Raw genomic sequence first — 21,321 nt, forward strand, 5'->3', positions numbered from 1 at the left:
GTTTCTACCAGCCATCGCCCCGGTCGACGTCGACTGCCCATGCGGACCGTCGATGCTACGGTCGGCCAGCGCGCCCGGAATCACGCCACGCTCGCTCTTTTTCGACCCGCGTTAGCATCGCCAGATACAGCGCGAGCATCAACAACAGCACGGCTCCGGCAACCGCGACGCCGAGTGCGTTCGCGCCGAGAAACACCGGTTCGTCCCGTGCGAGCGGCAAGAACGTGTGATGCAGCTCGCCGCGGACCGGCACGAAGTAATCGACGGTCGTGTCGACGGCGTACCAAACCGTCGCGACGCCGACGGCGGCGGGCGAGAACTCGGAGATCCGGTGGAGAAAGAACGCCTGTAGCACCATCGCGGCGTGACTCCAGATCAGGAACTGGCGCATTGCGGGGTGGAGGTAGCTAAAATCCGCCCAGAAAGCGAGATGCACCCAGACGGTCCACCCGCCCAGGATGATGTTGCCGAAGAAGGCCAGCGCGGTGAGCCACTCCTGTGGGTGGCCGAGCTTCCACGCTGCGAGCGCGAGCGCGATAAACAACGTCGCGACGGGGCTGTCGGGGACGAATATCCACATCTCGACGGGCGTCCGGGCGAACTGAAAGCCGTAGTAGTAGAATCCGAACGCCGTTCCGACGAGGTTGACGAGAACGATCGGCCACGCGAGCGTGAGCGCGAGGTTTTCGAGCGGTTCGGCCAGCGGTGCGACGTACCGAGGGAGGTCGTCGCGGGGTACGTCCGACTCGAAGAGCCCACCGAGGTTCATACCCTCACCTCCGGGCGGGAACATAAAAGCGCGCCGAGAGTCCCTGACTGAGCGGTTCGTCCGTCCCGCCGGATCGTTTCGACGTCGGCAAGCCCGGGTGGGGAAAGACACGCATTAAGTGTATCCGGACCGTACCTTGAGGTATGAGTGAGACGGATTTGGAGGATCTCAAGCGAGGAACGGAGCTGGTAAAGCGTGGGTTTGCGAAGATGCAAAAGGGCGGCGTGATCATGGACGTGGTGACGCGCGAGCAGGCTCGGATCGCCGAGGACGCGGGTGCGGTCGCCGTGATGTCGTTGGAGGCGGTGCCGGCGGACATCCGCAAGCGCGGCGGGGTTGCCCGGATGGCCGACCCCGGCGAGTTAGAGGCGATCATCGAGGAGGTGTCCATTCCCGTGATGGGGAAAGCCCGGATCGGTCACACGGCGGAGGCGCAGATTCTGGAGGCGACGGGTGCGGACATGATCGACGAGTCGGAGGTGTTGACGACCGCCGACGAGCGGTATCACATCGACAAGCGGGGATTCACTTCGCCGTTCGTCTGCGGGGCGCGCAACCTCGGCGAGGCGCTGCGTCGGATCGACGAGGGCGCGGCGATGATCCGGACGAAAGGGGAGGCCGGGACGGGCGATGTGAACCAGGCGGTCACCCACCAGCGCAACATTCAGCGGTCGATTCGGAAACTCTCGGGGATGAAACACGAAGAACGCGACGAGTGGGCGCGAGAGAACGAAGCGCCGCGGGATCTGGTCCACGAGACTGCGGAGATGGGTCGACTTCCGGTGGTCAACTTCGCGGCGGGCGGGATCGCGACGCCCGCCGACGCGGCGCTGATGATGCAGTTGGGTTGTGACGGCATTTTCGTTGGCTCGGGGATTTTCGGCGCCGAAGACCCCGTCGAGATGGGGACGGCGATCGTCGAGGCGGTCACCAACTACGACGACCCCGAGAGGCTGCGCGACATCGCAAAGGGGATCGGTAAGGGTATGAAAGGGCAGGCGAACGAGACGATGCCCGAAGAGGAGAAACTGCAGGGCCGCGGCGTCTGAACGGTCGACACTGCACTCCCCTCGGTATTTTCTACGACGGCGACCGGCTGGGGAGCCGGCGATCCCGTTTAGACCCAAACCGTAACCGAGACGACACAGATCGAGACCGTGACCGATACAGAGACGAATCTAACTGACGATGGCGATGGCGGAGACGACGGTGGTCGTCTTTCGGGCAGGTGATCCCGTCGTGAGTTTCGTCGTCTTCGAACCTCCTTTCTACCCCCGTTCGAGCGCGTGACGCTGTGTCTGCCTACTCTCCGAAGGTTATAACTCCTCGAACCCGAACGGTCCGTATGGCTCGACTTCCGGGGATCGACGCGCCCGAACAGGTCGTCTGCCACGTTGATATGGACTGTTTTTATGCGGCCTGCGAGCGGCTTCGAGACCCGACGCTCGACGGCGAACCGCTCGTCGTCGGCATGGGGTACGAAACGGGGGAGACGCACGGCGCCGTCGCGACCGCGAGTTACGAGGCTCGCGAGTACGGTGTCGAGTCAGCGATGTCGATCACGGAAGCGCTGGAACGGCTACCGCGGCGTGGCGAGGGCGATACCGATATGGACGGATCGAACGGCGTGTATCGATCCGTCGATATGGACTTCTACAAGGCCGTCAGCGAGGACGTTCGGTCGGTTCTCTCACGAGCGGCTGAGACCGTTCGGAACGTCTCCATCGACGAGGCGTATCTCGACCTCGGAGACCTCGAATGGTCGGAAGTGACGGCGTTCGGTCGATCGTTGAAACGCGAAATCGAAGCCGACGCCGGGGTGGTCGCCTCTGTGGGTATCGCCCCCGATATGACCACGGCTAAACTCGCCTCAGATGCGGACAAACCGGATGGATTGGTCGTCGTCGAGCCTGACGACGTACGGTCGTTTCTCGCTCCCATCCCCATCGATGAACTACACGGTGTCGGACCCGTTACCGCGTCGAACCTGCGCGAGCTGGGATTCGAAACCGCAGGCGATATCGCCGCCGCCGAAGAGTCGGTTCTCGTCGATGCGTTCGGCAAGCGCGGTCGGGATCTCTACGCGCAGGCACGCGGTGAAGACGATCGAACGGTCGAACCCAAGGGCGACCCGAAGAGCGTTTCGAGCGAATCGGCGTTCGTCGAGGCGATCGAAGACGCCGCCAGGAAGCGCGAAAGAATCGAAGCGCTGGCCGCCGACGCTTCGGAACGAGCCACCGCGAAGAACGCGCTGTATCGAACGATCGGCATCAAGGTCGTCGAGCCGCCGTTTGACGTACACACGCGGTCGCAGTCGCTATCGGGTCCGGTCGACGATCCGGAACTGGTCGAACGTACGGCTGTAGAACTGTTGACCGAGTTCGAGGCGGACAGGGTTCGAAAGCTCGGCGTGCGACTCTCGAACCTCTCGTTCGACGATCGCGAACAGGCGACGATCGCCGAATGGGGGACGGACGGCGAGAATGGGCGCGAAGGCGACCCGAGATGGACTCGAACCAGTGGCAGACAGGCTCGACTCTCCCGATTCGAGTGACGGTCGCGGACAGACTTTTTTCCCCCGGCGCCGGATCGGAGGTATGAACCACCTCGCGGAAGTTGGGGAGGACCGGTGGCGTCTCTCTCGACACGCACACGTCATCGTCCACGAGACTGATGATGGGAACGAACTACTGACGGTCTACGACTGCGGAGCCGCCCAGAAACCCCCCACCGCGCAATTGATCGGTAATCTGGTTCGCGTCGATGCCGATCACGAACTCCTCAGACAGCCGACCGGCTACATCGCCAAACTCCGAGAGCCGTCGGCGCTCGAACGACAGGACGAGCGGCACTGGATCATCCGACGCAGATAGCGAACAGGCGACGCGTGGCTGTCGGTCTCCGGTATCGGCGCACCGCGCAACCGCTTTGACCGATACCGGCGGTGGTCAGCGCATACCGGCGTTGCTCCCGTGCTCGTATATGAACTCGTGGCTTCGGCGTGCGAGATCGCATGACGATCGTCTGACGGAGAACTATATCGGTTGCGCGTCTGTGCTCCGACGATGGGCGAGGAAACGATCAGCGTCGGTGAGACCGAGGACGGGAGCGATGTCGAACTGCCCGTCGTCGATCTGCTCACCGGACGTGGATTTATAACGGGAAAATCGGGGTCGGGGAAGTCGAACTCCGCGAGCGTGATCGCCGAAAAGATCCTCGATCGGGGATACAGCCTGCTCGCGGTCGACATCGATGGGGAGTACTACGGGCTCAAAGAGGAGTACGAGATCCTCCACGTGGGTGCGGACGAGGAGTGTGACCTGCGCGTCGGTGTCGAACACGCCGAAAAGATCGCGGAACTCGCGCTGGGGCAGAACGTTCCGATCATTCTCGACGTATCGTCGTTCCTCGACGAATCGGACGCGAGAGAGCTTCTGACAGAGGTGACGAAACAGCTGTTCGCGAAGGAAAAGAAGATGAAACAGCCGTTTTTGATGCTCGTCGAGGAAGTCCACGAGTACATCCCCGAAGGCGGCGGTGTAGACGAGTGCGGGCGGATGTTGATCAAAGTCTCGAAACGAGGTCGCAAACACGGTCTCGGGATCGTCGGCATCAGCCAGCGCCCGGCCGACGTAAAGAAGGATTTCATCACTCAGTGTGACTGGCTCGTCTGGCACCGCCTCACGTGGAACAACGACACGAAAGTCGTTGGCCGGATCTTGGGCAACGAATACGCGGGTCAAATCGAAGATATGGACGACGGCGAGAGCTTTCTCATGACCGACTGGAACGAGTCGATTCGACGCGTCCAGTTCGAGCGAAAACGGACCTTCGACGCCGGTGCGACGCCCGGACTCGACGATTTCGAGCGACCGGAGCTGAAAAGTGTCAGCGGCGACCTCGTCGACGAGCTGCAGGAGATCACGGACGAGCGAGAATCCAAGCAGAATCGGATCAACGAACTCGAACGGCAGCTCCAACAGCGCGACGAGCGGATCCGCGACCTCCAACGACAGCTTTCCGATGCCCGTGATCTCAAACAGATGGCGGATCGGTTTTCGCGCGCGATGATCGAGCAAGTCACCGGCCGTCCGTTATCGGTCGCTCCGGGACGACAGAGCGAGCTCGACGAGGCCGTCGCCGGCCGGATCGAGCGAGATCCGGAACTCGAAGCCGAACTCGACGCCGTCCGAAACGGCGAGCGTGACCCGACTCCGCCGCCGGTCCCGGACGCCAGATCCGAACGGGAAGCGAACGCCTCCGGCGAGGACACGGACCAGTCCAACGGCGAGGACGTTACCGAGGTAGCTAACCCATCGAGCGGCGGCGTTGACGGTTCGTCGGATACGTCGATGGTGTTCAATCGTTCGCCACCGGTCACCGGGGAGGTGGAGACCGATACCGAGGCTGACGCCGATACTGATTCCGGCCTCGAAACCGACCCGGATATCGATGGCTTGAAGCGGGATCCGACGACGGGCCTCTCGGCGGTCGATGCCCCCGCGACTGGCGATCCGCTCGTCTCCCGGCTCCGGGACGATATCGAGTCTCTCGACGACGTTTCGGCCGATATGCTCCGCCAGTACCGGCGTTGTGGGCCGATGGAACCACAGGACGCTCATTCGAAATCAGGTGGATCCGGCGATCGCGCACCGGCGTACGCTGCGAATCGAGGGCTCCGACAGCGCGGACTGATCGCACATGTCGGCTGCGGCAAGTACGACTATGCGCTCGCGGAACTCGTTCGAGAAGAGTTGACGAATCCGCTCCGGCCGGAAGAACCGCCCGGACGAGACGAGATTGACGAAACTGTCGAGGCGATCGAACGCGCCGTCGAGTCTGACCGATCGGATCAGCGAGTTTCGAATCGACCCGAATCCGTCCTTGAGGAACCATCCCCTGACGCCGAGTGGCCAAGCGTCGGTTTCTGACCCGCTATATTGGATCGACGAGCGCTTCGAGCGCTGATCGGGGGTCGTCCGCTTTTGCGACGCCCGACGCCAACAGGACGCCTTCAGCGCCCAGTTTTCCGGCGGCGTCCAGATCTTCGCCGGTCGAGATTCCCGCCCCACAGAGAACCGGAACGCCGGATGCGGCCTCGACGGAGTCGGTGACGATCTGCGGATCGGCTTTCGAGACCGGCGTTCCGGTCCCGATCAGCGCCGGCGGCTCGACGGCGACCGAATCGGGGTCCAACCGGGCGGCTGCGGCGATCTGACGGGGGTTGTTCGCGCAGACGATCGTTTCGAGATTGGCCCGTTCTGCGGCCCGGAGCCCGGCGTCGATGTCGGCCAGCCGGAGTCGGCTCTCCGAGTGGTTGAGCAGCGTTCCGTCCGCCCCCGCTCGAGAGACCGCCTCGGCGAGTGTCGATCCGGTGTGGGAGCCGTGTTCGACCGGCGAGACGTGCTGAGCCCACGTTTCGACGCCGATTTGGGCGACGGACGCGATGTCTGCAGCCTGGGGTGCGATCGCGATTCTGACGCCGGTGGTCTCCGCCACCTCGGCTGCTATCTCCGCGATTTCGACGGGATCGCAGGGATACGCTTTCAGGTTGATCAGAACGAACATATCGGAGGAGCGTCAGCCAGCGAAAAATAGCTATCCATCCACAGCGTGCGGTGTTCGCCGGCCAAGCGTAACTGTTTCGCGGGGTTCTTGTGTGAACCTCCCCTGTCGGGCGGTATGGATCGGGTCGTGGACCGGCGAACCGTACTGGCGGCCACCGGCGTGGCACTCGCCGGCTGTTCGGGCGTGGGAAACGAACCGCATTCTCGAACGCCGACCGCTGACGCCGACCGTGAGCCGTTTTCGAGCGACTGGCCGACGTTTGCCCGCGACGAGGCGAACACGGGCTACGCAGCGGATATCTCGGGGCCGTACATCGAGATCGAAGAGCGGTGGCGCTTCGACGCGGAGGGATCGTTCGTCGCGAGTCCCGCTGTCGCCGGTAACACCCTGTACGTCGGTGGGAACGACGGGTCGGTGTACGCCATCGATCCGTACGTCGGCGCCGAAATCTGGTCATTCGAGTCCGAGGGCTCGATATCGGGCACTCCGGCGGTCATCGACGGGACGGTCTACGTTGGCTCCAGCGACACCCTCTTTGCGCTCGACGCGCAGGATGGGTCCGAACGGTGGCGGTTCGATGCCGGTGGGCGTATCGCGACGAGTCCGACCGTCGTCGACCGGATCGTCTATTTCGGCGGTGTACACAGTACCGTATTCGCCGTCGATCGCGAATCAGGTGAGCGCCAGTGGCGATTTCGGACCGGTGCCTCGGTACTCGGCGCACCGGCGGTCATCGACGGGACGGTCTACGTCGGCTCCAGCGATCAGCGCGTCTACGCGCTGGATGCGGCGACCGGCGATGAGGCGTGGCGGTTCGGCGCTCGCGGCTCGATTGGTGGTGGGCCGGCGGTCGCCGACGGAACGGTCTACGTCAGTCCCCACGACGGGAACGTCTACGCGTTGGATGCGGCGACCGGCGACGAGGCGTGGCGATTCGATCTCGGTGGATGGGCACACGGGACCCCGGCCGTTACCGACGATGCCGTCTTCGTCGGTTCGAACGACGGGTATCTGTATGCGATCGGCACCGGAACCGACGAACCGGACGGACTGTGGCGATTTCGAACCGGCGACTCGGTCATCGCCAGTCCCGCGGCGACCGGCGAACACGTTTTCGTCGGTTCGACGAGCGGGAACGTGTTCGCGATACTCCCGGACGAAGGTGCGACCGTCTGGCGTTTCGAAACTGAGACCGAAATCCACGGCGGGCTCGCCGTCACCGACGACTGGCTCTATTTCGGTGGGACCGACGGCACGGTGTACGCTCTCGGATCGGGATGATCTCGATCGCCCCGCCGTCTGTCCGACCGCTTCGAGTTCCGAGTCGCCGATTTCGACCCGGATACTCATTATGGTCGCTTCGATGGAAACCTGTGGCTGAGCCGCCACGGCCACGCTCGCGCCGTTATCCATCGGCGTCGACTCCGCTAGATTTATTATCAACGGAAATCCGCTCCTTCGGCCGACGGCGACGTCGACGAACAGTCAGACCAACACCATCCGCACGCCCACGGCGACGGTACCGACGATGACGAACCGTCGTAGTCGCAGCGAGAACGGGGCCCGAAGGAGCGTCCCAATGAATGTCTCGGGCATCTATGCTATCGGTAGCCGAGTGCCTCCAACCGCGCTTCGAGTTCTTCGTCCATCTCCGCGTCAACCGCCGCCTCGTCACGGTCGCGGAGAACGGCGACGTGTCCTTCGACGTAGGGACTGAGTCGTTCGATCGCGCGTCGCCCCTCGGCCGTCGGATCGACCGACTGATCGTCCTGCTGGGTCGGATCGGACGGGCGGTGATACAGTTCCCTCGTTCCCGCATCGACGTTTTCGATATACGTCCAGTCGCGGTCCCGAACACTCACCAGGAGGTCACCGTCGGCGAGCGACCGGGGGATCGGCTGTGAAGTAACCTTCTCACCTCGAACCGTGACCGACACGACGGGATCGTCCGCCGGCGGTGTTCCATCGAGGACGCCCGGAACGAGAGTCTCGCCGGTCCACTCCGTATCCGGGGCGACACCGAACAGGTCCACGATCGTCGGCGGAATCGCGTCGAGACCGACCTGTGTGTCGATCCGTCGAGCGGGCGTCCCGGGAACGTCGACGATGAGCGGGACCCGAATCAGTTCGTCGTACAGCTTCGGATAGTGGGCGAGGTGGCCGTGCTCTTGGAACTCCTCGCCGTGATCGCCGGCCAGAACGACGGCGGTCCGATCGTCGACGCCGCTGTCCGAAAGCGTCTCCAAGAGCCGACCGATACTGGCGTCGATCTGTCTGACCGCCGCCTGATAGAGCGTCCGGAGGTCCTTCAGCGTCCGTTCGCTGACGCCCAACCCGAGCCCCGTTCGGGTGTGTGCGCTCAACATCCGATGGGTTCCGAGTATGCCGGAGGAGACCTCGCGGATGTACCGCGGTGCGGGGACGTACGGGGTGTGTGCGTCCATGTAGTGAACCCAGAGAAAGAACGGATCGTCGGTCTCCTCGATGAACGACGTCGCGGCGTGCTCGACGTCGAACATCCGTGACGTATCCAAAAACGGTCGGTCGTCGGTTTCGCCTCGAAGTTTCGATCCGATCCGTCTGATCGGCGACGCCGCCAACTGTAGCCATGCCTCGACCGTGGGATGCGTCGCGAGATAGCGGCTGTATATGCTCGATCCGACGCTCGCGACGAACGGCTCGAACTCGTCGAAGCCGTCGTCGTACCCCCAATGAGACGTGAGAAATCCGTTCGCCGCATTGAACCCCGCAGTCGAGATGTCGGCGTCGGAGAGCGCCGATGCGAGCGCCGGGGACCCGGTGATGCCGATCCCGCTCGTATCGGTGAACACCGGCCGCGACGCCAGCATCGACGGGAAGGAAAACGGTGTCCAGTTCCCGGTCGCGAACGCTCGATCGAAGACGGTTCCTCGATCGGCAAGCGAATCCATGACCGGCGTGTGTCGGGTCTCGTCGTATGCACCGATCGCGTCCGCTCGGAGGGAGTCGATAGTGATCAACACGACGTTTGCGGGGGTCGGGTCCGTATCAACGTCGCCGTCGGAGTCTGTTCCCGTACCCGTGGCTGTGTTCATGGATCGGCTCCTGGGACGTTCCCGGGTGTATCCCGATGGCGACCGACCTCCGATTCGGAGTGGATATAAAAAGCCGCTCCTCTTCGTCGATTCGATCGGGATACCACAGTAACGATATCATGGCCAGTAGTTGACTTCACAGTTTCGATGTGGCAGGTTCAACAGCGGCAGTCACTCCTCCAGCGCCGTTCCGGCCCGGTCTGGAATCAAATAGTGGTGAGTTCAGCCGCGATTTTGGTGACGATCGCCCCGTCGTTGGTCCAAAAGCCACTGTAGCCGTCCACTCGGTCCTGTGCGAGGAGCCCGCAGGCTTGTGTCTCGTCGTCTCCGCCGTCGAAGGCGAGCACCCAGTACCGATCGATCGTCTCGTTCCCACGGTGCAACGTGATCCCCTCGGTGTTTGATCGGCTTTCCGCTGCCGGATCGACGCTGTATACGTGGATTTCGAGGTCCGTGTCGGCCGCGAGACGTCGGTAGCCCTCCAGCTGTGCATCGAACGCCGCGGGCGTTTGAAACCCGACGCGTAGCGTGCCGGTCCCGACGCGGTACGCGCGGTCTTCGACCTCGCGGCTCACGGCGAGGAGTTCGCGGCGCGTCATCGCGGAAAAAACCGTATCGTCGAGCGCGTCGAACAGCGCGCGATACCCCTCGGAGATGCCCTCTCGATCGGTCGGTCTGACGATCGGCGGTTCGAGCAGCCACGCCAGTTCCGAAACGCCGAGCGCGCCCGCGAACTCGCCGTCACGCTCGATGACGACGAACGACTCCGGGCCGCCGGACGGGAGCGATCCGCGCGCCAGCTCGACGCCGTGGCCGTCGAACCATCCCGCGATCGTCTCCGCGTCGTCGTTTCCGTAGAGGGTGACCTCGATATCCGACCTCCGGGTGCCCTCGAGGAGCGAACCGAGCATCGTTCACGAACGCGTACGTGGTCTGTGATCGACGCTTCGCTCTAAGAGCTCTTCGAGGAGGGGATCTACCGATTCGACGTCCACCGTCCCACGCTGTCGGTCGTACTCTACCAAGCCGAAATCCGCGAGCAATGGCAGGTGGACGTGTCGGAGTTCGACCAGCGTCCGTTCGCGATCGTCGCCCGTCCCCATCGTTCCCGTTTCGGTGGCATCCCATCCGGTCAACACGGTGGCGAGCTCCTCGATGCGCCGCTCCCCTCCATCCAGTAGCAGATACAGCAGCCGCCGACGCTCGGTCGCGGCGAGCGCACGGTAGAGTCGATCGTCGGAAAACGACGGTACCCTATCGGGAGTCGGTTCCTCCTCGCTTCGGTGGTCTCCGTTCTGCATGTCCCCCATAGGTTCTAAAAAGATAACGGTTATACATGATAAATGTTTTCGTGTGTGAGCCGGCGTTTCCTCGTCGCCGTTCTCTTTTTGATGTGTGCTTTTATGTGACTCGCTCGATGAGAGAGTATGTTCGACCGCATTCTGTTTCCGGCTGACGCCGAGAGTGGGGCGTCCACCGTCTTCGACCACGTGCTCGATGTCGCAGAGAGCCACGAGGCGACGCTTCACATTCTTCACGTCGCCGACACGAACCAGGATAGCGTCACGCGGATCGACGGCCAAGTCATCGACGTCTTCGAACGCGAGGGGGAGCGAATCGTCGACGAGTACGCCGAGCGCGCCGCACGCCGTGACGTCCCGGTCGTCACTAACGTCGTCCAGGGGGGCGTTCCAGATACCATCACCGCATACGCCGACGAGTACGATATCGACCTCATAATCATGTCGACGCGCGGCCGAACCGGGCTCGAACGCCTGCTCCTCGGGAGTACCACGGAGCGAGTCGTTCGGCGCGCTCGGGTTCCCGTCCTCACACTCCATCCGGACGACTGATCCGGGGGGATCGAACCCCGCTTCGATAGCTCCTGAAATGCACCGACCACGACGTTTCGTTCCGACGTCGAACTCACCGTCCGCTATCGGGACCCGGACACGCTCGATGGCGTCAACAATGCGGTTTAGGTGACGTATCTCGAACAGGCCCGCTACCAGTACTTCGACCACGTGCTCGATGTCCCATACGAGGAACGCGAGATGGTGCTCGCGAATCTGGAGATCGACTTCTTGCGGCCGCTGACGCTTTCGGATCGGACGGTTACGATCGCCTGTGGCGTCGTCGCTATCGGGGATTCGAGCTTTCGGATGCGCTATTGTGTCGCTTCGGCGGAGGGTGACGATCCCGCGGCGACGGCGGAGAGCGTACTCGTCACCGTCGAGGACGGCCAGTCGCGATCGATCCCATCGCGGTGGCGCGAGCGGTTCGTCGAGTTCGAACCGGATCTCGACGTCGGGACGGACTGACGAGCCGTCGACACGCTGATACCGCACGCGGTCCGAAAACGACGTGTGGAATCCGACGATCCGACCGTGCTTCGCGTCCTCGCGGTGACGACAGATGACATCGTGACCGCTATCGAAGCCAACGAGCGCCGAGACGTCGGCGCGGTACTCCGCGTGACGCCGCCGTTCAGCGGGAGAATGCGCGCCCGCCTCCACCGGGAGGGGACCGAACACGGCTACGACGATCCGTCGCCGATTCACGTTCCGCCGGCTCGGTTCGTCGACTCGGTTCCGCCGTTTCCGTCCCCCGACGACACCGAAGACGAGATCCGAGCCGACCCGGAGACGGCGTACTCTCGCGAAAGCCATCGCCGACGACACGAGACCGCGGTCGAGGCGTGGCGAACCCGGGTTCGCGAGTCGATCCGCGAGTCGGTGTCGATCCGGACGTCGGAGGGTCCACACGAGGTTCGGCTCGCACTGCTCGGGTAGCGTTCCCGATACGTCTCTCCGAGTGACTGTCTCTGATGGGTTTATGAAACGTCTTGGGGCGTTTCGGCCGGTGTTGAAAGGATCTATCCCGTCCCTAATTACGTGAAATCAACCGAAGTCTCTGGCGGTTATTAGTTCTCCGCCCCCGTTCTCCCTGTCGAGATGGCCTCCTCCGCACCGACGAACGATTCCGGCACGGCGGCTCCGTCCCCCGCGCTCTCGGCGCTTATCAGCGCCGCCGCGTTCTGGCTGGCCGTTCTGTTGCCGTTCTGTTCGTTGGCGCTTCTCGCCACCGGGATCGACACCACCGACCGGTCGCTACTTTTCGTCGGATTGGTCGTCGGAAACGTCGTCGCGCTGATCGTGGGTCACGGATACGGACGGTAGCCCGGTGAACCCCTCATCGGTCGGTTCGGTGACGCTGCAGTTCGCTTTGTATGGCCCGATGTTTGACGAGCACGAAACCGACGAGAATGATTACGAAGCCAGCCACCGTGGGAGCACCGATGTACTCCCCGAGGAAGAGAAAGCCCGTGAGCGCGGCGAAGATCGGTGCGACGTACGAGACGAGATTGATCTCTATCGGCCCGAGCCGATCGAGGAGTTCGAAGTAGATGAGAAATCCGAGGGCGCTCGAAACGATCGCGAGATACGCTAACGCGGCCGTCTCTCCGGTGTCGGGTATCCCGGAGACGGTTTCCCCGAGCCCGAGACTGGTAGCGTGCATGAGTATCGCCCCACCGATCATCGACCACGCCTCCATCGTTTCGGTCGCGAGTTCGCTGTCGAGACGGCGAGTCAGGACGCTTCCCAGGGCGAAACAGAGCGCGGCCGCGAAGACGAGCGCCTCGAACCGGGAACTGATCAGGTTTGCCGGATCGGGCCGCGACAGCACGACCACGCCGACGAGGCCGAGCACCATTCCTACGATACCGACGACCGTCAACCGTTCCTCGGGGAGGAACGCCCGCGCGAACGCGGTCGTCAACACCGGCGATAGGGAGACGATGACTGCCGCGGCGGCGCTCGTCGTCCCGCGTTGCCCGACGAACAAGAGCGCGTGGTAGCCGGAGATGATCAGAACGGCTCCGACGCCGATCGTCGCCCACTCGTTCCGCTCGCTGGGTAGCCACCGATCCGCCACCCAAACGGCATAGGCGAGCATGATCACGCCGGCGATATCGAATCTGACGGCGGCGAAAAGAACCGGTGCGTCGTAGAAGTACGCCGGGGCGTCGGGTCCACCGACCCCGGCTTTGATCGCCATGAAGGCCGATCCCCACACCGCAGCGAGCGTCAAAAACAACAGGAGATTGCGATAGCGCACGGTCGAGAGTTGACCGAAATCGGCCTCAAACTTTCGACATCGTCCGCTCGTTCGCTGGCGGTTTGTCCCCCGTCGCGTCTCGCCCCGCTCGGAGGCCCGTCACTCGCCGCTTCGTTCCGTTTTGAGCGCGCGGAGCAGGTCCTGACGGGCGATGATACCGAGAAGCGCTCCTGCCTCGTCGACGACCGGCAGCCGATTGATGTCGCGCTCATCGTCGGCCAGCAGGTCGAGCATCTCGTCGAGCCCCGTCTTCGGTCCGACCGTCACCACGTCCTCGGTCATCACGTCGCGGATCGGCCGTCCGGCGTTGCGGGCCATGTCGATGCCGAAATCGAGTTCGTCCCACGAGATATCGACGGCGTACGTGAGCGATTCGAGAAACGGCGGGAAACCGACCGGGATCCAGAGCGTCCGATCGGAGGGTTGAAACAGATCGACGAGGTCGCCCTGTGTAACGATTCCGACGACGATTCCGTCCTCGGTGACGGGAAATCCGTTGAAGTCGACGCGGGCGAGTCGACCGAGCACCTCACCGATGTCGTCGTCGGGCGAGACGGTTTCGACCTCCCGAGTCATGATCTCATGTGCGTTCATACACCGTTCGTTTCCGACCCGAGTGCATAGACGTTGCGACAGCGAAAGCGATCGTCCCCGTCTCCCCGGCGGACGAATGCTCACGAACTCGCGAGTTCGAGCCTCACCGTCGTCCCATCGTCACCGGTGTCGAGTCCGAAGACGCGACCGTAGGGGTCTATGGCCCATCGGACGAACCACAATCCAAGCCCCTGCGCGTGCGGCATCTGGTCGGTCTCGACTTTCCGAGTGACCACCGATCGATCCGGTTCGGGAATCCCGGGACAGTTGTCGGTCACCTCGAGTTTGATTCGGCGGCCGGACTTCGCCCCCGACACCCAAACGTCCGGCTCTCCGTCGGCGCAGACGATCGCGTTCTCTAGTAACTCCTCCAGAACGGTTCGAAACTCGCTTCCGGCGCTGACTCGGTACGCTTCGGGGACCTCGACCGTGATCGCCGCGTCCGGATACATCGATCGGTATTCACGGACTACGTCCTCGACGGCCTCGCGGAGGTCGAGCGGTCCGGTCGATCGATCGCCGCTTCGGATGAGCTCTTGGGAGCGCCTGAGCGTGTCGTGCGTTTCCGACAGTCGGTTCGCGATGGTCCGAATGCGCTCCGTGAGCTCTTTTCGCACCTCGGGCGTCTCCGCGTCGGCGATCTGGCTTTCGACGCCGAGGAGATACTGCGCCTCGTGTCTGAGATTGTGTCTGATCAAACGGTTGGGCACCGCTAGCTTTTCGCGCTGTATGGCGAGTTCCTCGACACGAATCCGCTGGACGTCTCGGACGCCGATGATGACGTGAGCGAACGGCTCACGGAGAGGAGCGTCGCACCGGCGTAGAGCAGCAGATCGACTCGCAAAAACGAGATGAGAGCGAGGATCAACGCCAACAGCGCCGTCCCGAGCGCCGCCCAGCCGGCGGTCCGCGGGAGGTGTTCCGCCGTCGCCTCGTCTCTGAGAAGCAGATAACCGATCACGATCAGCGACGCCGGGAGCAGGACGCCAAACACCGCGAGCACGAGCGCCGGTGTTGAACCGCCGCCGCCCACGAGCAGCTGTGCGTTCGGAACGAGGGGCACGAGTCCGATGAGGCCGACGACCCCCGCCGAGACGACTCCAAGCGGAGTCGCGTTATGTATCGCTCGGTCCATTGGGGTGGGTACACCGCCCGATGGGTGATAAAATCGTGCTCCGAATCGACCTCAATGCCCGGGCCGTTGCTGCATCGTCGAAACACGTTCGCACCGAACGGCGTCAGACGCGCCCGCAACGCTTTTTTCCGTCGGATTCGACGGACGAACGATGAGTGAACTCGGTGACCTGCTGGAGGATATCGTGTCGGATGTCGATGGGACGCTGTTGTTCTCCCCGAGCGGGTCGCTGTACGAGCGGTTCGAAGCGGAGGACGATCCGATCGTCGTCGCGATGGACGATTCGGTCGGTGCGGATCGATACATCACGTTACCGCTCGAGTTCGACGACATACGCGAACGCATCAGATTCGGTGTCGAGGGAGCACTCGACAGCGGGTTCGTCGAGGAGGGCGATCAACTCGCCTGCGCCGTGGCGCTGTTCGCCGACGACATCGATATGATCACGCGGGTCAGAGCCGGTGACTTCGAGCGCTCCGGCGTCTACGACCTCTTCGTCAACAGCCGAGCAGAACCGGAGGTCATCCGAAACGTTCTGGAAGTCGCCATCGAACTGGGCAAGAAGGGCCAGAAGGGCAAACGCGTCGGCGCGCTGTTCGTCGTCGGCGACGCCGGCAAGGTCATGAACAAATCCCGGCCGCTCAGCTATAACCCCTTCGAGAAGAGCCACGTCCACGTCGGGGATCCGATCGTGGACGTGATGCTCAAGGAGTTCTCGCGACTCGACGGCGCGTTCGTCATCAGCGACTCCGGAAAGATCGTCTCGGCGTACCGATACCTCGAACCCGCCGCAGAGGGCGTCGACATCCCGAAGGGCCTCGGCGCGCGCCACATGGCCGCGGGCGCGATCACCAAGGACACGAACGCCGTCGCGGTCGTGCTCTCCGAATCCGACGGGCTGGTTCGGGCCTTCTCCGCGGGCGAGATAATCCTCGAGTTGGATCCGGAGGAGTACTGATGGCTCTGCTTTTCGTCCGCGCGTGGTTCGAGGGGCTCTCGACACCGGCACAGAACCTGCTTATCGCGGTCGGCGTGCTGGTTTTAGGCGTCGCACTCGGCGCGCTCGTCGCCGTCGTCATCCACCGTCTCCTGGTCGCCCTCGGTGTCGACGACGCCGTCGAGGGGACGTCGTTCGAGCGAACCGCCCGCCAGTTCGGCAGTTCTACCGTTCAACTGCTCGCACAGGTCGTCGGCGCGTTCGTCTTCTTTCTCGCGGCGCTGTACGCCATGCGGACGATCGGTCTGGTCCCGGGCGAAGCCCTCCTCGACGAGATCGGTGCGTTTCTCCCGCGGCTTTTCATCGCGATTTTCGTCATCCTGATCGGCCTTATCCTCGGTGACAAAGCCGAGATCGTGGTCGGAGAACGGCTCCGCAGCGTGAAGCTCCCCGAGGTGGCGGTCGTGTCGACGCTGGTGAAACTGTCGATCCTTTACGTCGCGGGGCTCATCGCGCTGTCGCAACTCGGCGTTGCGACGGCGGCGCTTTTGGTGTTGCTCGCCGCCTACGCCTTCGGCGTCTTCTTCCTGAGCGGGTTGGCGTTCAAGGATCTGCTCGCTTCGGCTGCCGCGGGGATCTACCTCCTCATGACCGAACCGTACACGATCGGCGACGAGGTGGAAATAGACGGCAGCCACGGGATCGTTCAGGAGATCGACGTCTTCGTCACCTACGTCGAAAACGACGGCGAGGAGTTCGTCGTTCCGAACCGGAAAGTGCTCTCCGAGGGCGCGATGCGGGTCCGATCTCATTAATCGTGGCGTTTTCGGCGGCTACGGTGTTCGTCCAAACGATTAGGACGCGGCGGCCCCAACAGTCGCCCATGCTGAACCTGAACCTCGACTCGTTCATGATCGAACTGAAAGACGGAAGTATCAAGAACGTCGGGCCGACGAACAAGTCCGCGAGTGCGAAGCTCTTCGACGTCGAATCGGCCGAGGCTCGGGCATTCGGCGACAGCCAGCTGAAAATCGTCGCGACCGACGCCTCGGGGAACGAGGTCCAAATCGCGCTCTCGGCCGACGAGGCTGAGAGCATCGTCGACGACGTCGAATCGCTGCGAGAGAAGAGCGGAATGTTCGGGTGAGTTACTCCTCTCCGCTTCCGTCTCCCCCCCCGCCCGTCGCCTGCGCGATCGGTTCGGCCGGGACTCCGGCCCACGTCTCCCCGGCCGGGATGTCCTCGGCGACGAGGGAGTTCGCCGCGACCTGTGCGTCCGGGCCGATCTCGACGCCGGGCAGGACGATCGTTCCGGCCCCGATCATCGCCCGTTCGCCGATCCGCACGTCGCCGGTGCGGTACTCCGTTTGCAGGAATTCGTGACACAGCAGCGTCGCGTCGTACCCGACGATCGCGTCGTCCTCGACGGTGATGAGCTCCGGCCAAAAGACGTCCGGCGTCGATTCGAGCCCCCATGAGACGCCGGAGCCGACCGTGACGCCGATCCGTCGGAGCAGCCAGTTTTTGAGCCGAAGGCTGGGCGAGTGTCGCGCCAGGACGATACAAACGTAGTTGAGAACCACCCGAAGCGGGTGTTTCGCCTCCGGCCACGACCACAGGGAGTTGTGCGGGCCGGGGGTCGGGTGCCGTGTCACCCGCTCGTGGCGTCCGCGCGTCCCCTCGTCGTTTTCGCGCGCTCGGTCGTCTGCCGCGTCGTTCACACGCAGATAACGCGTGCGATCGTGTTAAGTCATTCCTCGTCGGCGTCCGTCGATCCGCCCCCGTTCGGCGGTTCGCCGAACGCGACCGGTTCGGCTTCGCGAACCCGGACGCCGCGCGCCGCGAGGTGTTTCGTTCGGTTTCTGGCGAAGTCCTCCTCTTCGGTCCCCCGCGTCGCGAGAACGCACATCCGCGCCTTACCGACGGGTCGCATCGTCCGGCCGGCCCGCTGTGCGCCCTGCCGGCGCGAACCGCCGAGCCCGGAGGCGGCGATCGCGATCTCCGCGTCCGGGAGATCGATCCCCTCGTCGCCGACCCGGGAGACGACGATCGTATCCAACTCACCGCGTCGGAACTGATCGAACAGCCGACTTCGGCGGGCGTGCGGCGTCTCGCCGCTGATAAACGGCACGTCCAACGCCTCGGAGATCGCGTTCCCCTGGTCGATGTACTCGACGAAGACGATGGCCTTCGAATCGCGATTCTCGTGGAGGATCGCCGAAATCTCGCTGAGCTTCGCCGGGTTCGTCGCGGAGAGTTGGCGGCGTCCGTGCCCGTCGCTCGCGGCGTACTCGGTTCGGTGCGACTCCGATCCCCACGGGAGCAGCCGAATCTCCACTTCGGGTTCGGCGACGTAGCCGGCCTCGAAGAGCGCCTCCCAATCGGTGCCGATCGGCGGACCGATGAGCGTGTAAATCTCCTCTTGGTCGTCGGTTTCTCGGACCGGCGTGGCAGTCAGCCCGAGCCGGTGTTTGGCCTGCAGGCTCGCGCTCCGCCGATGGATCGGCGAAGGAATGTGATGGACTTCGTCGAAGATTATCAGCCCCCACTTTCTCGCATCGAACAGCATTCGGTGGCGGTCCATCCCGGCCGTTTGATAGGTTGCGATCGTCACCGGTCTGATCTCCTTCGAACCGCCGTGGTACTCGCCGACCAGCTCCGGCGACAGCGTCGTGTGTTCTGCGATTGCGTCGTGCCACTGGCCGGCGAGTTCACGGGAGGGGACCAACACGAGCGTCTCGCCTTCGATTTCCGACATGATTCCGAGAGCGGCGATCGTCTTTCCCGAGCCGGGCGGACCGACCAGCACGCCAGACCCCGAGCTGGTAAACCTGTCGACCCAATCGGCCTGATAGGAGCGCAGCTCGGGCCGGAGTTCGAAGGGCAGGTCGTCGCCGGTTTCGAGATCACGATGATCCTGCACGGGGTAGCCCGCCTCGTACAGCGTTCGTTTGAGTTCGGCCGTCCGATCGTCGGCGACCCACGCGGTCGCGTCACCGATGCGGGCCCGCAAGACGCCGTCGCCGAGTCGAGGCTCGGCGATGTTCCCGAGCAGATCCGCGCTTTGGGCCTCCAAGACGACGTATCCGTCCTCGTGGGTCACGAGTCGGAACTTGTGGGCGCGCTCCCACTGTCCCCCGATCCACTCCTCTAGGGCTTCGTACCGGCCGCCGAGCGCCGACCGAACCGTCGCGAGAAGCTCCGTGAGCGTCTCATAGGGAGCGTTCCAGACGTCCTCTTCGCGCACCATATAAATATAGCCACCCTCCCGGTTCGTGTCCGCCAGGTGGGCGAACTGCGTCAAGAGCGCCCGCGTGTACTGTGCGGGTCGGTCGACGACGATCTCTCGGCGCTTCTCGAAGACCGTGATTCGTTCGTCCGCCGAGGTGGTATCTTTCGGGAACCAGACGGTGGACTCCTCCGCGACGTCGAGGCGCCCTATGAGTTCTTGGGCCGCCAGTTCCTCCAGGTCCGCCGCTACGTCGACTGAGGCGTCGGCGACCGCAGCGACCTCGGTCGCGAGCACGACCGGTCGTCGCCGACTCTCAAGTGCGTCGTAAAACGCATTCAGATGGGCGTTCGTATCGGCGTCCGCAGAATCGTCTGTCACTGGTGACGGTTCGGGATCGACCGGCAAAAGCGACCCGACTCGAACGGTGAGACGACCGGTAGGATCGAAGCCGCGACCGGACCGCCGCGACCGCCTCCGCGGATCGACCGATCAGGTCCGATCCCCTTCGACGCTCACACGGGGGACGTTCTCCTGGGCCGGCTCGACGCGAACGCCCGCTATCTCGTCGTATTCACACAGTCGGTCAGCGAGCACTCGCCGGGTCTCGATGGCCGTTCCGACAAGCCGACAGGCGGCGCAGTACTCGACGTCGACACTCGCCATACGCGATGTGCGACGATAAATAATTAACAAATGCGGTTCCGGCAGCCGTTGGGCGAACCCATGATCGCCCCTCGGGGCTCCGACATGCCGGCAAGCTTTTTCGCTCCCGCTCTGAGTGGATCGTATGGGCGATTTCGACCTCGATTTGCAGACTGCCGAAGGCGAACTCGACGAACCGACGGGAAGCGGCCAGGTCGTCCTCGGCGTGCTCGACGGAACGACCGATCCCAACGAGTGGGTCACACACGTCGAAAACGACGACGTGCTCGTGTTGAACGTCGATGGCGATTTGAACGAACTCGCGGCCGGCTTCGCTCGCGAGGTTCGGGACCTCGGCGGCGAACTGATGCACTTCCGCGGCTTCCTCGTCGTGTCGCCGCCGGGGCGAGAGATCGACACGGATCGGCTCGAGTGATCTCGGATACATCGCGGCGGACGGCTTATGAACTGCTGACGAACGTCAGGTAATGACCGTCCGGATCGCGGATCCGGACGCCGCCGTCGACGGACTCGCGCTTCGTCACGCGCTCGGCCACGGTATCGGCGGTCGTCGTCGGATCCGTCGACTCGATCCCGACGTCGACGTGGACGCCGCCGCGCGCGTCGGCGAGTCCCAGATGTGGCTCCCACAGTTCGATATCGAACGGACCGGTGGTGAGGCGCGTTCGGCGTCGCTCGTCGCCGCGGTCGACGATCTCGAACCCGAGGTCGGCATAAAAATCCTCGGCCGCCGGGAGGGATTCGACCTCGAATACCACCTCGAAGATCCCCGACAGCGTCGGTTCGTCGCGGCCGCGAACGTCGTCCGCGCCGCCGATCTCGACGCAGTTGCCGACGGGATCGTAAAAGTACAACGAGCGCATACTGCCGAAGTTGACCTCCTGAAGGTCGAAATCCTCCGAGAGCCGGTCCCACCACAGATCGTAGCCGTCCGCGGGACACGACAGCGCGTAGTGGGTGTGCAGTCCGCCACGCGGGACGCCGTTCGGGCGTCGAAACCGGAGCTCGGCCTTCCCACCGACCGACACCGAGGTCTCGCGGTCAGCCTCGGCGACGATCGGCGTCGAGAGGTGGGTCTGATAAAAGGAGGCGACCGGATCGGGGTCTTTGACCTCCAGCGCGAGCCACCGACACGCTTCGAGCATACCGGTGGTGGGCGGCGGGCGGGGATAAATGTGGAGGGCACCGGTATCCGAGTCAGACGATTGCCGCCCCGTGGGGCTATACGTG

At 63.7% G+C, this 21,321-nt stretch carries 26 protein-coding genes; 13 read left to right on the forward strand and 13 right to left on the reverse strand.

Annotated features, from left to right (window positions below):
- Positions 1-55: 55 nt before the first annotated feature.
- Complete coding sequence (locus R6U53_RS04030; RefSeq protein ID WP_410321081.1) at positions 56-769, reverse strand: DUF1405 domain-containing protein; 714 nt, start codon at positions 767-769, stop codon at positions 56-58.
- Positions 770-912: 143 nt separating this feature from the next.
- On the opposite strand from R6U53_RS04030, the gene pdxS reads away from it, so the two are divergent.
- From pdxS to R6U53_RS04050, 4 genes are all read left to right on the forward strand, one after another.
- Entirely contained in the window at positions 913-1,818 is a 906-nt protein-coding gene (gene pdxS, locus R6U53_RS04035; protein WP_410321082.1) for a pyridoxal 5'-phosphate synthase lyase subunit PdxS, read from the forward strand.
- 296 nt (positions 1,819-2,114) lie between these two features.
- Complete coding sequence (gene dinB, locus R6U53_RS04040; protein ID WP_410321083.1) at positions 2,115-3,323, forward strand: DNA polymerase IV; 1,209 nt, start codon at positions 2,115-2,117, stop codon at positions 3,321-3,323.
- A 43-nt stretch (positions 3,324-3,366) separates the two neighbouring features.
- Positions 3,367-3,642 carry a hypothetical protein gene (locus R6U53_RS04045; protein WP_410321084.1) on the forward strand — a complete coding sequence of 92 codons (276 nt, stop codon included), beginning with the start codon at positions 3,367-3,369 and terminating at the stop codon, positions 3,640-3,642.
- A gap of 192 nt (positions 3,643-3,834) precedes the next feature.
- A complete protein-coding gene (locus R6U53_RS04050) occupies positions 3,835-5,700 on the forward strand; it encodes a helicase HerA domain-containing protein (RefSeq protein ID WP_410321085.1) in 1,866 nt (621 codons plus the stop codon).
- Between the two features lie 4 nt (positions 5,701-5,704).
- Here the strand turns inward: R6U53_RS04050 and tpiA are convergent, their stop codons facing one another.
- Positions 5,705-6,337, reverse strand: a complete 633-nt coding sequence (gene tpiA / locus R6U53_RS04055; RefSeq protein ID WP_410321086.1) for a triose-phosphate isomerase — start codon at positions 6,335-6,337, stop codon at positions 5,705-5,707.
- A gap of 114 nt (positions 6,338-6,451) precedes the next feature.
- Here tpiA and R6U53_RS04060 point away from each other — a divergent pair, with 114 nt between their 5' ends.
- Positions 6,452-7,618 carry a PQQ-binding-like beta-propeller repeat protein gene (locus tag R6U53_RS04060; RefSeq protein ID WP_410321087.1) on the forward strand — a complete coding sequence of 389 codons (1,167 nt, stop codon included), beginning with the start codon at positions 6,452-6,454 and terminating at the stop codon, positions 7,616-7,618.
- Between the two features lie 320 nt (positions 7,619-7,938).
- On the opposite strand, the gene R6U53_RS04065 is transcribed toward R6U53_RS04060, so the two are convergent.
- The 3 genes from R6U53_RS04065 to R6U53_RS04075 form a co-directional block, all read right to left on the reverse strand.
- Positions 7,939-9,411, reverse strand: a complete 1,473-nt coding sequence (locus R6U53_RS04065) for a sulfatase-like hydrolase/transferase (protein ID WP_410321088.1) — start codon at positions 9,409-9,411, stop codon at positions 7,939-7,941.
- 206 nt (positions 9,412-9,617) lie between these two features.
- Positions 9,618-10,322: a DICT sensory domain-containing protein gene (locus R6U53_RS04070; RefSeq protein ID WP_410321089.1), complete on the reverse strand. Its 705-nt coding sequence runs from the start codon at positions 10,320-10,322 to the stop codon at positions 9,618-9,620.
- Positions 10,323-10,325: 3 nt separating this feature from the next.
- Entirely contained in the window at positions 10,326-10,721 is a 396-nt protein-coding gene (locus R6U53_RS04075; RefSeq protein WP_410321090.1) for an ArsR family transcriptional regulator, read from the reverse strand.
- A gap of 117 nt (positions 10,722-10,838) precedes the next feature.
- Between R6U53_RS04075 and R6U53_RS04080 the strand changes: the two genes are divergently transcribed.
- The 4 genes from R6U53_RS04080 to R6U53_RS04095 all read left to right on the forward strand — a co-directional run bounded on the left by R6U53_RS04080 (position 10,839) and on the right by R6U53_RS04095 (position 12,590).
- Positions 10,839-11,264, forward strand: coding sequence for a universal stress protein (locus R6U53_RS04080; protein WP_410321091.1), 426 nt, complete (start codon positions 10,839-10,841; stop codon positions 11,262-11,264).
- A gap of 129 nt (positions 11,265-11,393) precedes the next feature.
- On the forward strand, positions 11,394-11,732 hold the full coding sequence (locus R6U53_RS04085) for an acyl-CoA thioesterase (RefSeq protein WP_410321092.1): 339 nt from the start codon (positions 11,394-11,396) through the stop codon (positions 11,730-11,732).
- Positions 11,733-11,777: 45 nt separating this feature from the next.
- On the forward strand, positions 11,778-12,203 hold the full coding sequence (locus tag R6U53_RS04090) for a hypothetical protein (RefSeq protein WP_410321093.1): 426 nt from the start codon (positions 11,778-11,780) through the stop codon (positions 12,201-12,203).
- Between the two features lie 162 nt (positions 12,204-12,365).
- Complete coding sequence (locus R6U53_RS04095; RefSeq protein ID WP_410321094.1) at positions 12,366-12,590, forward strand: hypothetical protein; 225 nt, start codon at positions 12,366-12,368, stop codon at positions 12,588-12,590.
- A 13-nt stretch (positions 12,591-12,603) separates the two neighbouring features.
- On the opposite strand, the gene R6U53_RS04100 is transcribed toward R6U53_RS04095, so the two are convergent.
- The 4 genes from R6U53_RS04100 to R6U53_RS04115 form a co-directional block, all read right to left on the reverse strand.
- Positions 12,604-13,530 carry a DMT family transporter gene (locus R6U53_RS04100; RefSeq protein WP_410321095.1) on the reverse strand — a complete coding sequence of 309 codons (927 nt, stop codon included), beginning with the start codon at positions 13,528-13,530 and terminating at the stop codon, positions 12,604-12,606.
- A 99-nt stretch (positions 13,531-13,629) separates the two neighbouring features.
- Complete coding sequence (locus R6U53_RS04105) at positions 13,630-14,124, reverse strand: CBS domain-containing protein (RefSeq protein WP_410321096.1); 495 nt, start codon at positions 14,122-14,124, stop codon at positions 13,630-13,632.
- Between the two features lie 80 nt (positions 14,125-14,204).
- Positions 14,205-14,834 (reverse strand): sensor histidine kinase, encoded by a 630-nt coding sequence (locus R6U53_RS04110; protein ID WP_410321097.1) that lies wholly within the window; start codon positions 14,832-14,834, stop codon positions 14,205-14,207.
- Positions 14,835-14,836: 2 nt separating this feature from the next.
- Complete coding sequence (locus R6U53_RS04115) at positions 14,837-15,259, reverse strand: hypothetical protein (protein ID WP_410321098.1); 423 nt, start codon at positions 15,257-15,259, stop codon at positions 14,837-14,839.
- Between the two features lie 151 nt (positions 15,260-15,410).
- Between R6U53_RS04115 and dacZ the strand changes: the two genes are divergently transcribed.
- From dacZ to R6U53_RS04130, 3 genes are all read left to right on the forward strand, one after another.
- Positions 15,411-16,217, forward strand: a complete 807-nt coding sequence (dacZ, locus tag R6U53_RS04120) for a diadenylate cyclase DacZ (RefSeq protein WP_410321099.1) — start codon at positions 15,411-15,413, stop codon at positions 16,215-16,217.
- A complete protein-coding gene (locus R6U53_RS04125; protein ID WP_410321100.1) occupies positions 16,217-17,011 on the forward strand; it encodes a mechanosensitive ion channel domain-containing protein in 795 nt (264 codons plus the stop codon). Before dacZ ends, R6U53_RS04125 begins: the two co-directional genes overlap by 1 nt.
- Positions 17,012-17,079: 68 nt before the next feature.
- A complete protein-coding gene (locus R6U53_RS04130) occupies positions 17,080-17,343 on the forward strand; it encodes a hypothetical protein (RefSeq protein WP_410321101.1) in 264 nt (87 codons plus the stop codon).
- Position 17,344: 1 nt separating this feature from the next.
- Here the strand turns inward: R6U53_RS04130 and R6U53_RS04135 are convergent, their stop codons facing one another.
- The 3 genes from R6U53_RS04135 to R6U53_RS04145 all read right to left on the reverse strand — a co-directional run bounded on the left by R6U53_RS04135 (position 17,345) and on the right by R6U53_RS04145 (position 20,091).
- Complete coding sequence (locus R6U53_RS04135) at positions 17,345-17,917, reverse strand: acyltransferase (protein WP_410321102.1); 573 nt, start codon at positions 17,915-17,917, stop codon at positions 17,345-17,347.
- Between the two features lie 29 nt (positions 17,918-17,946).
- Positions 17,947-19,806 carry a DEAD/DEAH box helicase gene (locus R6U53_RS04140; protein WP_410321103.1) on the reverse strand — a complete coding sequence of 620 codons (1,860 nt, stop codon included), beginning with the start codon at positions 19,804-19,806 and terminating at the stop codon, positions 17,947-17,949.
- A 111-nt stretch (positions 19,807-19,917) separates the two neighbouring features.
- The gene (locus R6U53_RS04145) at positions 19,918-20,091 is read right to left on the reverse strand and encodes a hypothetical protein (RefSeq protein ID WP_410321104.1); all 174 of its coding nucleotides are present in this window, start codon (positions 20,089-20,091) and stop codon (positions 19,918-19,920) included.
- A 124-nt stretch (positions 20,092-20,215) separates the two neighbouring features.
- Between R6U53_RS04145 and R6U53_RS04150 the strand changes: the two genes are divergently transcribed.
- Entirely contained in the window at positions 20,216-20,506 is a 291-nt protein-coding gene (locus R6U53_RS04150) for a DUF5779 family protein (RefSeq protein WP_410321105.1), read from the forward strand.
- 25 nt (positions 20,507-20,531) lie between these two features.
- On the opposite strand, the gene R6U53_RS04155 is transcribed toward R6U53_RS04150, so the two are convergent.
- Positions 20,532-21,236: a fosmidomycin resistance protein gene (locus R6U53_RS04155; protein WP_410321106.1), complete on the reverse strand. Its 705-nt coding sequence runs from the start codon at positions 21,234-21,236 to the stop codon at positions 20,532-20,534.
- Between the last annotated feature and the right edge of the window lie 85 nt (positions 21,237-21,321).

Origin of the sequence: Natronomonas sp., assembly GCF_046483325.1 — an archaeon.
Taxonomy (GTDB): Archaea; Halobacteriota; Halobacteria; order Halobacteriales; family Haloarculaceae; genus Natronomonas.

What these genes read in the sequence shown, in the direction of transcription:
- R6U53_RS04030 (WP_410321081.1), bottom strand. Translation starts at nt 769, where the DNA reads ATGAACCTCGGTGGGCTCTTCGAGTCGGACGTACCCCGCGACGACCTC.
- pdxS (WP_410321082.1), top strand. Translation starts at nt 913, where the DNA reads ATGAGTGAGACGGATTTGGAGGATCTCAAGCGAGGAACGGAGCTGGTA.
- dinB (WP_410321083.1), top strand. Translation starts at nt 2,115, where the DNA reads ATGGCTCGACTTCCGGGGATCGACGCGCCCGAACAGGTCGTCTGCCAC.
- R6U53_RS04045 (WP_410321084.1), top strand. Translation starts at nt 3,367, where the DNA reads ATGAACCACCTCGCGGAAGTTGGGGAGGACCGGTGGCGTCTCTCTCGA.
- R6U53_RS04050 (WP_410321085.1), top strand. Translation starts at nt 3,835, where the DNA reads ATGGGCGAGGAAACGATCAGCGTCGGTGAGACCGAGGACGGGAGCGAT.
- tpiA (WP_410321086.1), bottom strand. Translation starts at nt 6,337, where the DNA reads ATGTTCGTTCTGATCAACCTGAAAGCGTATCCCTGCGATCCCGTCGAA.
- R6U53_RS04060 (WP_410321087.1), top strand. Translation starts at nt 6,452, where the DNA reads ATGGATCGGGTCGTGGACCGGCGAACCGTACTGGCGGCCACCGGCGTG.
- R6U53_RS04065 (WP_410321088.1), bottom strand. Translation starts at nt 9,411, where the DNA reads ATGAACACAGCCACGGGTACGGGAACAGACTCCGACGGCGACGTTGAT.
- R6U53_RS04070 (WP_410321089.1), bottom strand. Translation starts at nt 10,322, where the DNA reads ATGCTCGGTTCGCTCCTCGAGGGCACCCGGAGGTCGGATATCGAGGTC.
- R6U53_RS04075 (WP_410321090.1), bottom strand. Translation starts at nt 10,721, where the DNA reads ATGGGGGACATGCAGAACGGAGACCACCGAAGCGAGGAGGAACCGACT.
- R6U53_RS04080 (WP_410321091.1), top strand. Translation starts at nt 10,839, where the DNA reads ATGTTCGACCGCATTCTGTTTCCGGCTGACGCCGAGAGTGGGGCGTCC.
- R6U53_RS04095 (WP_410321094.1), top strand. Translation starts at nt 12,366, where the DNA reads ATGGCCTCCTCCGCACCGACGAACGATTCCGGCACGGCGGCTCCGTCC.
- R6U53_RS04105 (WP_410321096.1), bottom strand. Translation starts at nt 14,124, where the DNA reads ATGAACGCACATGAGATCATGACTCGGGAGGTCGAAACCGTCTCGCCC.
- R6U53_RS04115 (WP_410321098.1), bottom strand. Translation starts at nt 15,259, where the DNA reads ATGGACCGAGCGATACATAACGCGACTCCGCTTGGAGTCGTCTCGGCG.
- dacZ (WP_410321099.1), top strand. Translation starts at nt 15,411, where the DNA reads ATGAGTGAACTCGGTGACCTGCTGGAGGATATCGTGTCGGATGTCGAT.
- R6U53_RS04125 (WP_410321100.1), top strand. Translation starts at nt 16,217, where the DNA reads ATGGCTCTGCTTTTCGTCCGCGCGTGGTTCGAGGGGCTCTCGACACCG.
- R6U53_RS04130 (WP_410321101.1), top strand. Translation starts at nt 17,080, where the DNA reads ATGCTGAACCTGAACCTCGACTCGTTCATGATCGAACTGAAAGACGGA.
- R6U53_RS04145 (WP_410321104.1), bottom strand. Translation starts at nt 20,091, where the DNA reads ATGGCGAGTGTCGACGTCGAGTACTGCGCCGCCTGTCGGCTTGTCGGA.
- R6U53_RS04150 (WP_410321105.1), top strand. Translation starts at nt 20,216, where the DNA reads ATGGGCGATTTCGACCTCGATTTGCAGACTGCCGAAGGCGAACTCGAC.
- R6U53_RS04155 (WP_410321106.1), bottom strand. Translation starts at nt 21,236, where the DNA reads ATGCTCGAAGCGTGTCGGTGGCTCGCGCTGGAGGTCAAAGACCCCGAT.